14 protein-coding genes are annotated in these 15,266 nt (G+C 57.3%); 6 read left to right on the top strand and 8 right to left on the bottom strand.

Annotated elements, in window-relative coordinates:
* Positions 1-2: 2 nt before the first annotated feature.
* Complete coding sequence (locus tag EDF75_RS02025; protein ID WP_133596782.1) at positions 3-2,324, top strand: molybdopterin-dependent oxidoreductase; 2,322 nt, start codon at positions 3-5, stop codon at positions 2,322-2,324.
* Between the two features lie 44 nt (positions 2,325-2,368).
* Here the strand turns inward: EDF75_RS02025 and EDF75_RS02030 are convergent, their stop codons facing one another.
* Together EDF75_RS02030 and mtnC are read right to left on the bottom strand one after the other, a co-directional pair.
* Positions 2,369-2,911 carry a 1,2-dihydroxy-3-keto-5-methylthiopentene dioxygenase gene (locus EDF75_RS02030; protein ID WP_133596784.1) on the bottom strand — a complete coding sequence of 181 codons (543 nt, stop codon included), beginning with the start codon at positions 2,909-2,911 and terminating at the stop codon, positions 2,369-2,371.
* Positions 2,908-3,597: an acireductone synthase gene (gene mtnC, locus EDF75_RS02035; protein WP_133596786.1), complete on the bottom strand. Its 690-nt coding sequence runs from the start codon at positions 3,595-3,597 to the stop codon at positions 2,908-2,910. Before mtnC ends, EDF75_RS02030 begins: the two co-directional genes overlap by 4 nt.
* 223 nt (positions 3,598-3,820) lie before the next feature.
* Here mtnC and EDF75_RS02040 point away from each other — a divergent pair, with 223 nt between their 5' ends.
* Positions 3,821-4,966, top strand: a complete 1,146-nt coding sequence (locus tag EDF75_RS02040; protein WP_166646131.1) for a pyridoxal phosphate-dependent aminotransferase — start codon at positions 3,821-3,823, stop codon at positions 4,964-4,966.
* Positions 4,967-5,114: 148 nt separating this feature from the next.
* Here the strand turns inward: EDF75_RS02040 and citR are convergent, their stop codons facing one another.
* Complete coding sequence (citR, locus tag EDF75_RS02045; protein ID WP_133596788.1) at positions 5,115-6,014, bottom strand: DNA-binding transcriptional repressor CitR; 900 nt, start codon at positions 6,012-6,014, stop codon at positions 5,115-5,117.
* Positions 6,015-6,219: 205 nt separating this feature from the next.
* Positions 6,220-6,966, bottom strand: coding sequence for a thiol:disulfide interchange protein DsbG (gene dsbG / locus EDF75_RS02050; protein WP_133596790.1), 747 nt, complete (start codon positions 6,964-6,966; stop codon positions 6,220-6,222).
* A gap of 403 nt (positions 6,967-7,369) precedes the next feature.
* On the opposite strand from dsbG, the gene ahpC reads away from it, so the two are divergent.
* Together ahpC and ahpF are read left to right on the top strand one after the other, a co-directional pair.
* The gene (gene ahpC / locus EDF75_RS02055) at positions 7,370-7,933 is read left to right on the top strand and encodes an alkyl hydroperoxide reductase subunit C (RefSeq protein ID WP_045854446.1); all 564 of its coding nucleotides are present in this window, start codon (positions 7,370-7,372) and stop codon (positions 7,931-7,933) included.
* 246 nt (positions 7,934-8,179) lie between these two features.
* On the top strand, positions 8,180-9,745 hold the full coding sequence (gene ahpF / locus EDF75_RS02060; protein WP_133596792.1) for an alkyl hydroperoxide reductase subunit F: 1,566 nt from the start codon (positions 8,180-8,182) through the stop codon (positions 9,743-9,745).
* A gap of 105 nt (positions 9,746-9,850) precedes the next feature.
* On the opposite strand, the gene uspG is transcribed toward ahpF, so the two are convergent.
* A complete protein-coding gene (gene uspG, locus EDF75_RS02065; RefSeq protein ID WP_045854448.1) occupies positions 9,851-10,279 on the bottom strand; it encodes a universal stress protein UspG in 429 nt (142 codons plus the stop codon).
* A gap of 185 nt (positions 10,280-10,464) precedes the next feature.
* Positions 10,465-10,875, bottom strand: a complete 411-nt coding sequence (gene rnk / locus EDF75_RS02070) for a nucleoside diphosphate kinase regulator (RefSeq protein WP_133596794.1) — start codon at positions 10,873-10,875, stop codon at positions 10,465-10,467.
* 245 nt (positions 10,876-11,120) lie between these two features.
* Between rnk and EDF75_RS02075 the strand changes: the two genes are divergently transcribed.
* Complete coding sequence (locus tag EDF75_RS02075) at positions 11,121-11,951, top strand: alpha/beta fold hydrolase (protein ID WP_133596796.1); 831 nt, start codon at positions 11,121-11,123, stop codon at positions 11,949-11,951.
* Positions 11,952-11,982: 31 nt separating this feature from the next.
* On the opposite strand, the gene rna is transcribed toward EDF75_RS02075, so the two are convergent.
* A complete protein-coding gene (gene rna / locus EDF75_RS02080) occupies positions 11,983-12,780 on the bottom strand; it encodes a ribonuclease I (RefSeq protein ID WP_133596798.1) in 798 nt (265 codons plus the stop codon).
* Between the two features lie 81 nt (positions 12,781-12,861).
* Positions 12,862-14,235 carry an anaerobic C4-dicarboxylate transporter DcuC gene (gene dcuC, locus EDF75_RS02085; RefSeq protein ID WP_045854452.1) on the bottom strand — a complete coding sequence of 458 codons (1,374 nt, stop codon included), beginning with the start codon at positions 14,233-14,235 and terminating at the stop codon, positions 12,862-12,864.
* A 293-nt stretch (positions 14,236-14,528) separates the two neighbouring features.
* Between dcuC and pagP the strand changes: the two genes are divergently transcribed.
* Positions 14,529-15,104, top strand: coding sequence for a lipid IV(A) palmitoyltransferase PagP (gene pagP, locus EDF75_RS02090; RefSeq protein WP_133596800.1), 576 nt, complete (start codon positions 14,529-14,531; stop codon positions 15,102-15,104).
* The last annotated feature ends 162 nt before the right edge of the window (positions 15,105-15,266 follow it).

The following is a 15,266-nucleotide window of genomic DNA, read 5'->3' on the forward strand; positions in this document are numbered from 1 at the left end:
ACATGAATAAACAACATAATCTGGCGGTGATGCACTGGGGGACCTGGCAGGTGCAAACCCGCGATGGCGCCATTGACGCCGTCGTGCCGGTCGCCTGGGATAAAAATCCCTCGCGCATCGGTCAGTCCCTCACCGATGCGGTCACCGGCAATACGCGCATTCGTCGTCCGGCGGTGCGGGCCGGCTATCTGAAAAACGGCCCCGCGTCGCGAGAAGGTCGCGGCAAAGAGCCCTTTGTCGAGGTGAGCTGGGAGGTCGCCCTCGACCTGCTGGCCCGTGAACTCACTTCGGTGAAGGCGCGCTGCGGGAACGAAGCCATATACGGCGGCTCCTACGGCTGGGCCAGCGCCGGGCGCTTCCACCATGCCCAGAGCCAGCTGCATCGTTTCCTGAAATCTTTCGGCGGCTACACCGCCAGTACCAATACCTACAGCAGCGCCGCCGGCGAGCGTATTTTGCCGCACGTGCTGGGGCCCCTTAGCCCGCTGCATCGTCAGCATACGCACTTCTCTGAGCTGGCGCGGGAGTGTCAGCTGTTCGTGGCGATTGGCGGCCTGCCGCTGCGCAACTCTCAGGTGAGCGGCGGCGGCGCCAACGATCATATGCTGAAGCACTGGCTGGAGAAGATGCAGGCCAACGGCACGCGCTTCGTCAATATCAGCCCGGTCAGCAACGATCTGAGCGCCGTGAGCTCGGCGCAGTGGCTGCCGGTGCATCCGGGGACCGATACCGCGCTGCTGCTGGCGCTGTGCTACGTCCTGGTTACCGAATCCCTGTACGACAGCGGCTTTGTGGCCAGCCACACGGTGGGCTTTGCTCCCTACCGCGCCTATCTGCTGGGAGAGCGCGACGGGGTGGCAAAAACGCCGCGCTGGGCGGCGGAAATCGTGGGGATTTCCGAGCAGCAGATTATCTCCCTGGCGCGCGAGATGGCCAGCCAGCGCACGATGGTTAATATCTCCTGGTCCATCCAGCGCGCCCGCCAGGGGGAGCAGGCCTACTGGGCAACGGTCGCCCTGACCGCGCTGCTGGGACAGATAGGCACCCCGGGCGGCGGGTTGGGCTTCGGCTACGCCTGTACCAACCTGGCGGGCGCGGCGCGCAAAGCCTTTTCCGGCCCTCGTCTGCCGGCGGGGAAAAATGCGGTTAACAGCGCGATCCCAGTGGCCCGGCTGGCGGATATGCTGCTGCATCCCGGCGGCGAATATGAGTTTGACGGCCAGCATCTGCGCTACCCCGATATCCGCCTGGTCTACTGGGCGGGAGGCAACGCCTTTCACCACCATCAGGACCTTAACCAGCTCTGCGAGGCGTGGCGACGGCCGGAAACGGTAGTGGTGCACGAGCAGTACTGGACCGCGCAGGCCAAGTTTTCCGACATTGTGCTGCCGGTGACCACCTCCCTCGAGCGGGAGGATATCGGCAGCGGCGGGCACGACGGATTTATGATTGCCATGAGCGCGCAGATCCCGCCGGTGGCGGAAGCCCGCGACGACTACGCGATTCTCTGCGATCTTGCCGCCCGCTTAGGCTGCGGCGAGCGCTTCAGCGAAGGGCGCAGCGTCGAGGAGTGGCTGCGGCATATTTATGATGAGTCGCGCCCGCGGGCCCGGGAAGAGGGCATTGAGCTGCCGTCGTTTGATGATTTCTGGCAGCAGGGGGTGCTGGAGTACAGCGCGCCGGAGCAGCCGCAGGTCTTTCTGGCCGACTTTCGCGCCGACCCGCTGGGCTCGCCGCTCTCCACGCCGTCCGGCAAGATTGAGCTCTTCTCGCAAACCGTCGCCGACTTCGGCTACCGCGAGTGCCCGGGCCATCCGTGGTGGGACGAAGAAGAGGCGAGCTGGCAGCGGGAAGAGGCCAGCCGCTGGCCGCTGCATCTGCTCTCCAGCCAGCCGCGCACGCGTCTGCACAGCCAGTACGATCACGGTAGCGTCAGCCGGGCGACCAAAATTCAGGGGCGCGAGCCGCTGTGGATGCATCCCCAGGATGCGCAGGCGCGGGGTGTAACCGAAGGCAGCGTGGTGAAGGTGCATAACGCCCGCGGCGCGATTCTGGCCGGGGTGCATCTCAGCGAAGGGATCCGTCAGGGGGTAGTGCAGATGGCCACCGGCGCCTGGTACGATCCGCTGAACCCCAGCGAAAAAGGCTCCCTGGATAAGCACGGTAATCCGAACGTGCTGACCGAAGATCGCGGCAGCTCGCGACTGGGTCAGGGCTGTAGCGCGCAGAGCTGCTGGGTTGAGATTGTCCCGTGGCGTGAGGCGCTGCCGCCCATTACCGCGTTCGATCCGCCGGCGTTTATCAGCGCGGACGCGCTGTCCTGAACGGCAGCCCGGCGGCGCAGAGCCGCCGGGCTGGACGAAGACGACTACGCCAGGCGCGGGTAGGCGTCGGCAATATCATCCCCGGTAAACTTCGCCACCCAGCCTTCCGGATTATCGAAAATGCGGATGGCGGTGAAGTTCGGTTCCGAGCCCATATCAAACCAGTGCGGCGTGTCGGCGGGGACGGAGATTAAATCGTTCTTCTCGCACAGTACCTGGAACACCTCATTGCCGATATGCAGGCAAAACAGCCCGGCGCCCTCGACGAAGAAACGCACTTCGTCTTCACCGTGGGTATGTTCGTTGAGAAACTTCGCGCGCAGCGCCTCTTTCTGCGGGTTGTCCGCGCGCAGGCTGATAACGTCCCAGCTCTGGTAACCCTTTTCGGCAACCAGCCTGTCAATGGCGTGCTGGTAGGCTTCAATCACCGTTTCCGGCGCTGGCGCGATGCCCAGGTCGCGGTCGGCCTGCCAGCGTTCAAAGCGGACGCCTTTGGCGTTTAGCTGCTGCTGAATCTCTTCGCCGTCGGTGCTGTGCCAGATGGCGGTTGCGGCGTCGTGGTCAGAAAAAATCGTTAATGCGCTCATGCAGGTATCTGCTCCGGATGAATGTCGTCAAAACGCTGAATCTGCGGATGATGGCTGGCGGGGTCGCGATCGCCGCGTACCAGCTGCAGGGTGCGAAAACCGGCCTCCTCGGCGGCATCCAGCTCCTGATGGATATCGGAAAGGAACAGGATGGCGGCGGGGTGATGACCCAGCTGTTCAGCAATGTTGCGGTAGGACTGCGCTTCACGCTTCGCCCCTACCAGGGTATCGAAATAGCCGCTGAACAGATGAGTAATATCACCTTCGTCGCTGTAGCCAAATAACAATTTCTGCGCAGCGACCGAGCCTGAGGAATATACATATAAATCAATCCCCTGTGACTTCCACTTTTCCAGCGCCGGCAGAACATCAGGGTACAGATGGCCGGTAAAGTCGCCGTTCAGGTAGCCATCGCGCCAGATAATCCCCTGCAGCGCCTTCAGCGCGGTGGATTTGCGATCCTCCTGCATAAAGGCAAACAGCGTCTCGACAAGCTCGGCGGTGCTGGCAGCGGGGGCGGCGATTTCGTGACGCAGGTTATCAAGGATCGTTTTGACCGGCTCAGCGTACTGCTGGGCGGTCACGAAGCCTGCTAACCGTTCACGGGCGTACGGAAACAAAATGTTGTGTACGAAGCGAATGTCGCTGGTGGTACCTTCAATATCGGTCACGATGGCGCGGATCATGGTTTCTCCAGAGTGGGCGTTACGCCGCATTGACGGTGGCGGCAGACGGTAGCCGGCCAGACCTCATTATTTATACACGGCATTGTGCAAAGCGCGCTGCGGCTTTTTTGCATAACGGCGCATATAGACGTCTAAGCGTCTCGATTGCCAAATATTAACATCGTGTTATAGTGGCTTCAACAACGGCATTACAATCGGTAATAACAAAATGAGCAATAAGCCACTGATTCCTGAGAGTAAACTCCCTTCACTGGGCACCACTATTTTTAGCCAGATGAGCGCGCTTGCGCAGCAGCATCAGGCGATAAATCTTTCGCAGGGCTTCCCGGATTTTGACGGGCCGCGCTACCTGCAGGAGCGACTGGCTTTTCATGTCGCCCAGGGCGCCAACCAGTACGCCCCGATGACCGGCGTACCGGCGCTGCGCGAAGCCATCGCCGATAAAACCGCCGAGCTTTACGGCTACCGACCGGACGCCAACAGCGATGTGACCGTTACGGCGGGCGCAACCGAGGCCCTGTATGCGGCCATTACCGCCCTGGTGCGTAGCGGGGATGAGGTGATCTGCTTTGACCCGAGCTACGACAGCTATGCCCCGGCGGTTGAGCTGTCCGGTGGCGTGCTGAAGCGCATTGCCCTGCAGCCGCCGCATTTTCGCGTTGACTGGCAGGAGTTTGCCGCCGCGCTGAGCGAGCGTACCCGGCTGGTGATCCTCAATACCCCGCACAACCCGTCGGCGACGGTCTGGCAGCATGAGGATTTCGCCGCGCTGTGGCAGGCGATTGCCGAGCGTGAGATTTACGTGGTCAGCGATGAAGTCTACGAGCATATCTGCTTTGCGGCGCAGGGACACGCCAGCGTGCTGGCCCATCCGCAGCTGCGCGAGCGGGCGGTAGCGGTCTCTTCCTTTGGTAAAACTTTCCATATGACCGGCTGGAAGGTCGGCTACTGCGTCGCGCCTGCGGCGATCAGCGCCGAGCTGCGTAAAGTGCATCAGTATCTGACGTTCTCGGTGAACACGCCGGCGCAGCTGGCCATCGCCGATATGCTGCGTCACGAACCGGAGCACTATCGTCAGCTGCCTGCGTTCTATCAGCAGCGTCGCGACCTGTTTATCGAGGCCCTGCGCGCCAGTCGCCTGGAGATATTACCCTGCGAGGGCACCTACTTCCTGCTGGCAGACTACAGCGCGGTTTCCGATCTCGACGACGTCAGCTTTTGCCGCTGGCTGACGACGGAAATCGGCGTGGCGGCGATCCCGCTGTCGGTGTTCTGCGCCGATCCGTTCCCGCACAGGCTGATTCGGCTGTGCTTTGCCAAGCAGCCGGCAACCCTGCTGGCCGCCGCGGAGCGTCTGCGCCAGCTGTAGCGCGCGGAAATCAGGTCGCTGAGAGAATTAACGATCGCCGGGCGTGATAGGTCGATCGTTAATTCTCGCTTATTACCGCTTTCATTATTTTAATTTTTCCGCTTTATTGACAGATATTTACATGGCCGATAATTAACGGCGGCCGCTATTATCGCAATGCCGCCTTTTCAATCAGCGAAGCTAAAACCGGGTGGGCCATTTGCACCCGATTATAAATCATATGAATCATCGCCCGGGGAATATCCGCCGGCGCAGGGAGCACTTTCAGCCGGTGGTCAAATAGCGGTGGGCCTGAGGCGACTTTGGGAATAAAACCGATAAAATCAGTCTGGCTAATAATATTGAGGATGGCAATGTGTGAGTCGCTGCTGAAGGCGATATTCCGCTCGGGGAACAGTTTTTCAAGCCGGTAGTCAACCGCCTGCATTCCGGCTTCTTTGGTCAGATAGTCGGTAAAGCGCTCGCGAGCAATGGCTTTCGCAGAGGTGAGGTCGGCTATGCGCGGATGATTGCGCCGGCAGACCAGCACCATCTCTATTTCCGCAAACGGCAGGCACAGGGTAGTGGGAGTGGCAAGCGGCGAGAGGCTAAAAATCAGGTCGGCTTTGCGGTAGGCGAGCAGGCTCTCCGCCGACTCCGAGGCGAGCTGAAGGTCGTGGTGCTCCACCTGCAGGTTGGGGTCGCCGTAGAGCGCGCTGATAAGCGTTGCCGAGCAGGGCGAGAGGAAAAACTGCGGGCTGTAAATAACAAAGCGTTTACTCAGCTCGGCGCCGTGGACGATATTAATCGTCTGCTCCAGCTGGTTGAGGTTTTGCTCGAGATGGCGATGAAGGTTCACCGCCAGGGTGGTGGGGCTCATCCCTTTACCGGAGCGGATAAACAGCGGATCGTTGAGCTGATTGCGCAGGCGCTGCAGCGACTGGCTGACGGCGGAAGGGGTAATAAATAAGGTTCCCGCGGCCTGGCTGATACTTAAATGCTGGTAAATACATTCAAAAATAACCAGTAGGTTAAGATCGAACTTTTTGAGTTCGTAAAGTTTAGCCATGGCTAGCATCCTTTCCGTTGCTGTGTCCGGTGCGAATTATTATTTTTATTTTATTTGTCTATTGTATTTAATTTGTGCGGTGATTGATGGGCTGAATTATTTAAGGTCGGGTTTATTGGTGACTCTGAATGTATATGACCAAAAGTGATTTAGCCAGACCCTTTTGTGGCGAATAGTCTGGCTATGCGAAATATGACGGGACGCTTTATTTTTCGCCCATCATCACCTGCAGCTTATCCGCTTCCGGCAGGCCGACAACCTGCTGCAGCATATTTTCTTTATTCATATAGTAAATAGCCGGCGTGGCGTTCGCCCCCAGCTGGTCCATCAGCTGCTGGTTCTGGTTGAGGGTGCGTATTTTGTCCTCGGGGAGGTTCGCCGGGATCGCAATGTCCATTTTTCCGGCCGATTTTTCGTAATCGTGCCAGGTTTTTGCCGGGTCGCGGCTGGCGAGAATGGCGGCGGCCACCGGCGTACTCTCCGGTTTGATAACCCCGACCAGCAGCGTGCGAATCTGCACTTTCCCCGACTCTACCCAGGGCCGAGCCTGCTGCCAGAACTGCTTGCAGTACGGGCAGAAGGGGTCGGCGAAGACGTAGAGAATGATCGGCGCCTCTTTTTTCCCGTCAAGCAGCCAGCTGGCGGCCTCCATCTGCTTCCACATCTGCTGGCCTGCCGGCGTATAGAGCTCCTTCTGGAACAGCTGTTCGCTAAGGTTGGCGCCGTTTTCGTCATACATGTAGCCGGAAATGGCGTGCTTGCCGTCGGGGGTGAGATAGATAGCGACGCCCATGTCCTGATATTTACCCAGCCAGCCTTTCACTCCGCCCGGCGCTTCGAAGGGTTTAATGATGGTAATACCCTGTTTTTCTATCGCTTTTACGGGGGCAGGGAGCTCTTCTGCATAGCTGCATAAGGGTAAAAGACCCAGGAAAAGCAGACGTTTTAACATGATTATTCCTTGTAAAATCAATGGAGAAGGTACGGCAGATGATGGAACCTATCGCAGCTATAGGCAAGACCTGCGCCCGGACAGATTGCCCTTTGCCAGGGCGGATGGTGTAATCGCCCATGCTGTTACATTAAGGTAATGTAGAGCGCAACGCATAGCCAGCCTGCCTGGCCCTGAATCTACCCTCGGGTATTTCAGGTAATAGGGCCGCCTGAAAGGGCGGCCTTTTTACTTTATCGGCCAGGCGAGTACGGCCGATTGCGCGACTTGTCTCGACGGGTTCACAAAGCTGTCTTGTTGCGGTTGTTAGATATTGCTTATTGATTTGATAATGCAAACGCATTGGTCGGGTCAGGAAAAATTCGTTACCTTAGACCTCAACGAAAACACGGAGGAAGTATAGATGTCCTTAATTAACACTAAAATCAAACCTTTCAAAAACCAGGCGTTCAAAAACGGTGAGTTCATCGAAGTTACCGAGAAAGACACCGAAGGCCGCTGGAGCGTTTTCTTCTTCTATCCGGCTGACTTCACCTTCGTATGCCCGACTGAACTGGGCGACGTTGCTGACCATCACGAAGAGCTGCAGAAGCTGGGCGTAGACGTCTACTCTGTTTCCACCGATACCCACTTTACTCACAAAGCATGGCACAGCAGCTCTGACACCATCGCTAAAATCAAGTATGCGATGATTGGTGACCCGACTGGCGCCCTGACCCGTAACTTCGAAAACATGCGTGAAGACGAAGGCCTGGCCGACCGCGGCACCTTTATCGTTGACCCGCAGGGCATCATTCAGGCTATCGAAGTTACCGCTGAAGGTATCGGCCGCGATGCGTCTGACCTGCTGCGTAAAATCAAAGCGGCGCAGTACGTTGCTTCCCACCCAGGCGAAGTTTGCCCGGCGAAATGGAAAGAAGGCGATGCGACTCTGGCTCCGTCCTTAGATCTGGTCGGTAAAATCTAAAATTTCCATGTTTTTCACGCCATGGCGGCGTTGGCGACACCTGATCACCCCGGTCACTTACGTATGTAAGCTCCCGGGGATTCCCAGGCTAGCCGCCTTGCCCTGACGCGAAATCCAAAGGGAAATTGATACCGAATAACGGGTGTTTTATTACGCCCGTTTTTCTTCCAAACCCCATGATGCAAGCCGCATTCAGGCAGCCGCGAGGCCGCTTGCATGATGACGTTTTAAGAGAGGGATAACGAGATGCTCGAAGCAAACATGAAAACCCAGCTCAGGGCCTACCTTGAGAAACTGACTAAGCCCGTTGAGCTGATTGCTACGCTGGACGACAGCGCTAAATCGGCAGAAATCAAAGAGCTGCTGGCAGAAATCGCCGAGCTGTCTGAGAAAGTGACGTTTAAAGAAGACAACACGCTCGCCGTGCGCAAACCGTCTTTCCTGATTACGAATCCAGGTTCTAACCAGGGGCCGCGCTTTGCCGGCTCTCCGCTGGGGCACGAGTTTACCTCTCTGGTTCTGGCGCTGCTGTGGACCGGCGGTCATCCGTCGAAAGAGGCCCAGGCCCTGCTGGAACAGATCCGCGACCTTGACGGTGATTTTGAGTTTGAAACCTACTACTCGCTCACCTGCCATAACTGCCCGGACGTGGTGCAGGCGCTGAACCTGATGGCGGTGCTGAACCCGCGTATTAAGCATACGGCGATTGATGGCGGGACGTTCCAGAATGAGATTACCGATCGTAACGTGATGGGCGTTCCGGCGGTCTTTGTCAACGGCAAGGAGTTTGGCCAGGGGCGCATGACGCTGGCGGAGATCGTCGCGAAAGTTGACACCGGTGCGGAGAAACGTGCCGCGGAAGAGCTGAACAAGCGCGACGCTTACGACGTGCTGATCGTCGGCTCCGGCCCGTCCGGCGCGGCGGCGGCGGTTTACTCGGCGCGTAAAGGGATTCGTACCGGCCTGATGGGCGAACGCTTCGGCGGCCAGGTGCTGGATACCGTAGATATCGAAAACTACATTTCGGTACCGAAAACCGAAGGTCAGAAGCTGGCCGGGGCGCTGAAGGCTCACGTCAGTGAATATGATGTGGACGTCATTGACTCCCAGAGCGCGTCGAAACTGGTTCCGGCGGCGGTAGAAGGCGGCCTGCATCAGATTGAAACCGCCTCCGGCGCGGTGCTGAAGGCGCGCAGTATCATCATCGCTACCGGCGCTAAATGGCGCAACATGAACGTGCCGGGTGAAGACCAGTACCGGACGAAAGGGGTGACCTATTGCCCACACTGCGACGGCCCGCTGTTTAAAGGCAAGCGCGTGGCGGTGATCGGCGGCGGCAACTCCGGCGTCGAGGCGGCAATCGATCTGGCGGGCGTGGTTGAACACGTGACGCTGCTGGAATTCGCCCCTGAAATGAAGGCGGACCAGGTGCTGCAGGACAAAGTTCGCAGCCTGAAAAACGTCGACATTATTCTTAACGCGCAGACGACGGAAGTGGTCGGCGATGGCAGCAAGGTGACCGGACTGCAGTATCGCGATCGGCTGAGCGGTGATGAGCATCACGTCGAGCTGGCGGGGATCTTCGTACAGATTGGCCTGCTGCCTAATACCACCTGGCTGGAAGGCGCGATTGAGCGTAACCGGATGGGTGAAATTATCATCGATGCGAAGTGCGAAACTAACGTCAAGGGCGTGTTTGCCGCGGGCGACTGCACCACCGTACCGTACAAGCAGATTATTATCGCCGCCGGCGAAGGGGCAAAAGCGTCTCTGAGCTCGTTCGATTATCTGATTCGTACCAAAACCGCATAATAAAAGAAAGTAAGAGCGACCTGCACAGCAAAGAGGCTACCCACCGGTAGCCTCTTTTTTTATCGCCTTTCTTCACGTCGTCGCAGGCGAAGCGGCGTCTCCCGCTTATCGGACAACCATTACCGGGATATGCGCGTGGCGAATGACGCTCGAGGCATTAGAACCGAGCAAATGGGTGCTGATAGACGGATTGCGTGAGCCAATGACGACCACGTCGGCGTTAATTTCGTTAGCCAGCTCGTTCACCATATCCCGTACGTTGCCGAAGCGTACGTGCTTTTTAATGCGTGAGGGATCGATGCTGAAGTGCCCGGCCATGGTGGTTAGCCGCGTTTCCGCCTCATGCTGCAGATGCTCTTCAAAGCGGCGCAGGTCGGCGGTGAATCGACTCATGGTGAAGCTGGATGAGCCTGGCAATACGTGGAGCAGGTGAATAATTCCGTCCTGCTGGGCCAAAAACTCCGCGTGGCGGACGGCTTTGTCGCTTAACTCCATCTCAAAAACGTCAACCGGCATAATGATTGTTTTATACATATGCATTCCTCCTTGTTCGACTGTTTCTATATCAACATATTATACAAATACATTGTGCCATTCAGGTCGCAAAACTGTCAGATCGGGTTCAGGGAGGCGTAAAAGTTTGTCAGGGCGGGGAGGGCAGAAAGAGGATGCAAAGACACCCTCTGATAAAGCGCAGAACGCCTCAGGCGGCGGGAGAGTTAGCGGTGAAATTCACCCGCGGCTTCCGGCTGGTACAGCAGCTCGAGGACTTCGAGGTGCGCAGAGGCGCCGCCCGGTAATTCCCAGTGAATGGCGCTGCCGACCTTCAGGCCGAGCAGTGCGGCACCGACGGGGGCGAGTACCGAAAGCTGAGTGGCGCTATCGGTGACCTGGGAGGGGAAAACCAGGGTGCGCACGCGCTCTTCGCCGTTGGATAAATCACGGAATCTGACGGTGCTGTTCATGCTGACAACATCATGTGGCATCGCTTCCGGCGCCAGCATTTGCGCGCGATCCAGCTCGTCGTTCAGCGCATCGGCGACCGGAGAACTGGCGAACGCCGGCTGCTCGAGCAGCCTGTCGATGCGTTCGGCATCGAACTCGTTAATGATGATTGTGGGTCTGGTCATTGCATACTCCATGTTATCCAGGAACCTGTCCGTAAAAGAAAACCCTCACCGAAAAGGGCAAGGGTTAATGTCTTCCCATCATACTGAGACTTGTCGGTGGTTTGAAGTGATTAAACGCACATTCAGCAACGATCGCCAAAGGAGCCAGATGAAATTTATGCTGCTGCCGTCACAGCCAGAAAAATTGTCTTATCCTTTTTAGGCGGTATCAGGCACGTCCTTTCCAATACATGCAGGAGGACTCTATGAGCGGTTTTGACAAACTTACTCTCGATGACGGCAGCTATCTCTATTTCAAAGACTGGGGGAGCGGGCAGCCGGTTGTATTTAGCCACGGCTGGCCGCTAACGGCTGACGCTTTCGAAGACCAGATGCTGTTTCTGGCCGATAACGGATTTCGGGCGATAGCCCACGATCGCCGTGGCCATGGCCGATCGGCTCAGCCCTGGGACGGCCACAACATGGATACCTATGCTGATGACCTGGCTCAGCTGACGGCGCACCTCGACCTGCGCGATGCGGTGCACGTGGGCCACTCCACCGGCGGTGGCGAGGTGGCGCGCTATATCGGGCGCCACGGGACCGAAAGGGTGGCCAAAGCGGTGCTTATCAGCGCCGTGACGCCGATAATGATCCGCACGGATTTCAACCCGGACGGCGTGCCCAAAGAGGTATTTGACGGCATCAGAGAGGGCGTTATCGAGGACCGCGGCGCGTTCTTCTATGAGCTGACCGCCGCGTTCTACGGCTACAACCGCGATGGGGCCAAAGAGTCAAAAGCGGTGCGCGAAGGGTTCGTCGAGCAGGGGCTGCAGGGGTCGATTAAGGCGCTTTATGACTGTATCAAAGCCTTCTCGGAAACCGATCTGCGCGAGGATCTGCGCAAGATGACTATCCCAACCCTGGTTATCCACGGCGATGACGACCAGATCGTGCCTTTCGAAACCTGCGGTAAAGCGGCGGCGCAAATATTGCCTGACGCCAGATTAACCGTCTACAAAGGCGGGTCGCACGGGATTTGCACGACCCACAAGCATCAGATTAATCAGGATTTACTGGCGTTTATTCGCGAATGAAGCCCCTGCGGCGGCTGGCACCGCCGCATGATTAACTGCCGACCTTATCGAGAACAAACTGCTTAGCGCAGTTGCCCGGATGGGGCTGGGGCAGGAAGGCGTCGGCGGAGAGCGGCGTATTGATGGCCGCGGCCTTGATGGCTATTTGTATTTCGGTTAAATAGGCCGGATTGCCGCTGCAGGTCAGCTTGAACGCCTTAACGCTCTGTTTTCCCCAGGCCTCGGCGATGGCCGCATCGAAGTCGTCGCGGCTGACGCTCTGTCCGTAGTGCTTCGCGAGGAATGTCCCGATGGCGCTATGCTTCACTTCGCCGCCGAGGCGGACCATGGTGCCGAAGTAGCTGTCAGGATCGAAGCCAAAACAGACGCCGTGTTTTGCGTATTCGTAGCGCTCAAGGCAGGAGTTGCCGCCGGAGCCGGGCATCACACTGTTGAGCTTATTGGCCATCTCCAGCGACAGGCCGGTTTCTGCTGCCTGGCATTTCCGCCCGGCTTTGACCTCCGGCATATTGGGTACCGGGCGCGTGGCGCAGCCAAAACGCATCCAGCGGCGATCGTCCACGCCGCGAGCGGCGATGGATTTCGGCAGACCCGGCCACAGGCCGTGCACGGTGAGATAATCGGTTTTGTTGGCCGTTTCCTGCTGCAGGCGGCACTCTTCCGGTTCGCCGCGGTTCCGGTCATGCATGCTCTGGCAGAAACCGGTTTGCCAGGATAAGGCCAGTACGTAGCGGTCGAAATCGCCGTATTGTGTTGCGGTGAGCGGTTCAGCGCCGACCTGAGTTGCCGTTAGCAAGAGGGCAATGGCGACGAAATCCTTCCTGAACATTTTTATTCCTGATAGTGGATGGTCATGAGTTCCTCGAATTATTAAAGCATAAAAAAGGCGCCTGCTGGCGCCTTTTCACGTTTATTGAACGGTGGTTCCGGGCACCAGAATTTCGGTGGCGATAATCACCACCAGCAGGCCGACAAGAACCGGTACCGAGGTCCGTTTCACCACCTCAAACGGCGAGATTTTTGCCATCCCGGCCACGGCAACCACCACGCCCGATACCGGGGAAATGGTCCGGCCAAGGTTGGATGCCTGCAGCATCGGGATCGACAGATAGGCCGGGTTAATACCCGACGAGTGCGCCAGCTTGGGGATCATCTCAACGAAGGCGTAAAACGGGGCGTTACCTGAACCGGTCGTCATGGCTGCCAGCATCGTCAGCACGACCAGCACCAGCATCAGAATGATGCTGGCGGAGCCAAACGAGGTCGCAATCGAAATCAGGCTATTGATAAAGCCGATGGTGCTCAGGCCCTGGGCAAACACGCCGGCGGCGACCAGCAGCATGACCACGCCGGCAAAGGCGTCGGCCATCCCGCGATAGGCGGCTTCTAGCCCGCTGAAGACGTTTTTGGTGTTAAAGCCGCGGCAGAATTCCAGCACCGCTGCCAGCAGCATGCACATCACCAGGATGGCAATAATATGCAGCTCCGGGCCCCATTTCCCGTCGAAGATAAGCACGCCGATAATGGGCGTGAAGGGCAGAATGGCATAGAAGGAAGGGGCGGTGGTGGTTATCTCGTTGACGTCGAGCATTTCGTGGGCGACGTTCTCTTTCTTATCCAGATAGCGCTGCCAGAAAAAGTGGGCGATCGCCATGGCGATAATCGCCGCGATGGAGATCGGCAGCGTGGTTTTAAAGGCAAAATCGATGAGCGGCATTTCGGCGGCCTTCGCCGCGAGAACGACATCGCCGGAGGTCGGGGAGAGGATAATCGCCGCCGGGGAGGCGCAAATGGCCGCCGCCGCGCCGCGGCTGATCCCGACGTTGACCATCACCGGGAACAGCGTTGCCATCAGCAGGACGCCGAGTCCGGTCGCCGAAGAGACGGCCAGCGACATCAGGCAGGCGACAAAATAGGCGGCGATCATCAGCAGGTAGGGGGAGTTAATGTAGCGCAGGGGCTTCGAGGCCAGTTTGACCACCATATCGTTGGCGCCGATATGCGTCATGTAGGTGGCAAATCCGCAGAGCATCATGATCATCATGCCGAGGTCGCCGCCGCGGCTCATCAGCAGAATTTTGATGTATTCGATGATGTCGGTTGCGGAATAGCCCGTGCTTTTCGCCTCGCCGGGTAAAATTTTATGTCCCATCAGCGCGCTGACGATAAGCAGCGTCAGACCGCCAACAAAGAGCACGCCGGTGGCGGAGTACCCTTTGATGATATAGCGGGCGACGCCCACAATGACCACGACCCCAATAAGGATCTCAACTAGCGTAAGCATTATTTTACCCCTGAACCATTAACCCAAAGAATCTGCTGATAAATAAGGTTGTGCAAAAATTAAGGGAGGGAATGTGCCGAATAAATCGACGAAACATGCTGATGCAAATCAATAAACCGATGAGAATTGCCTAATCAGCGCCCGGCGCGCGGGCGCTATCACAAAGTCGACAGGCAGGGTTGTTGCGATTTGGTGGGCGGAAAATCAAGACTTTGCCGTATTTCGTTAAGGTAATATTAAGATTATATTTGCTACTTTATTACGCTATTAAAATAGATGTTGGTAATTGAGAAGTGTTAAGACTACGTTATGTTGTACTGTTTTTGCTCAGTTTTTCCGGGCTGCTGCTCTCCAGCGGGATAGCAAATGCGTCATTCAGCTCGACGATTCGCGACGGCTATAACACCTTAAGCGATAACGTTGCTGAGACCTGGCAGGAGCCAGAACACTACGACCTGTATGTTCCCGCGATCACCTGGCACGCCCGATTTGCCTATGACAAAGAAAAAACCGATGCGTATAACGAGCGTCCCTGGGGGGCCGGTTTCGGCGTGTCGCGCTGGGATGATAAAGGTAACTGGCACGGTCTCTACCTGATGGCGTTTAAGGACTCATTTAACAAGTGGGAACCTATCGCTGGCTACGGCTGGGAGAAAACCTGGCGTCCGCTGGCCGACGATAACTTTCATCTTGGGCTCGGCTATACGCTCGGGGTAACCGCGCGCGATAACTGGAACTATATTCCGCTGCCGGTGGTACTGCCGATGGCGTCTATCGGCTACGGTCCGGCGACGTTCCAGATGACCTACATCCCCGGTACCTATAACAACGGTAACGTTTACTTTGCCTGGGCCCGCTTTCAGTTTTAATCCGCACTAGCTTAGTGATAAAAGAGCTGAGCATTATGTTATGTGGAAAAACAATAACTAAAGCGCAACCACTAAAAAAGATAGCGACTTTTGTCACTTTTTAGCAAAGTTCGACTGGACAAAAGGCACCACAATTGATGTACTGGAACGCGACACAGTATC

The sequence above is a fragment of the Klebsiella sp. BIGb0149 genome, from assembly GCF_004362605.1.
GTDB lineage: Bacteria > Pseudomonadota > Gammaproteobacteria > Enterobacterales > Enterobacteriaceae > Klebsiella > Klebsiella terrigena.

Coding starts and splice junctions, on each gene's coding strand:
- EDF75_RS02025 (WP_133596782.1), top strand. CDS start 3: ATGAATAAACAACATAATCTGGCGGTGATGCACTGGGGGACCTGGCAG.
- EDF75_RS02030 (WP_133596784.1), bottom strand. CDS start 2,911: ATGAGCGCATTAACGATTTTTTCTGACCACGACGCCGCAACCGCCATC.
- mtnC (WP_133596786.1), bottom strand. CDS start 3,597: ATGATCCGCGCCATCGTGACCGATATTGAAGGTACCACCAGCGACATT.
- citR (WP_133596788.1), bottom strand. CDS start 6,014: ATGGCTAAACTTTACGAACTCAAAAAGTTCGATCTTAACCTACTGGTT.
- dsbG (WP_133596790.1), bottom strand. CDS start 6,966: ATGTTAAAACGTCTGCTTTTCCTGGGTCTTTTACCCTTATGCAGCTAT.
- ahpC (WP_045854446.1), top strand. CDS start 7,370: ATGTCCTTAATTAACACTAAAATCAAACCTTTCAAAAACCAGGCGTTC.
- ahpF (WP_133596792.1), top strand. CDS start 8,180: ATGCTCGAAGCAAACATGAAAACCCAGCTCAGGGCCTACCTTGAGAAA.
- uspG (WP_045854448.1), bottom strand. CDS start 10,279: ATGTATAAAACAATCATTATGCCGGTTGACGTTTTTGAGATGGAGTTA.
- rnk (WP_133596794.1), bottom strand. CDS start 10,875: ATGACCAGACCCACAATCATCATTAACGAGTTCGATGCCGAACGCATC.
- EDF75_RS02075 (WP_133596796.1), top strand. CDS start 11,121: ATGAGCGGTTTTGACAAACTTACTCTCGATGACGGCAGCTATCTCTAT.
- rna (WP_133596798.1), bottom strand. CDS start 12,780: ATGTTCAGGAAGGATTTCGTCGCCATTGCCCTCTTGCTAACGGCAACT.
- dcuC (WP_045854452.1), bottom strand. CDS start 14,235: ATGCTTACGCTAGTTGAGATCCTTATTGGGGTCGTGGTCATTGTGGGC.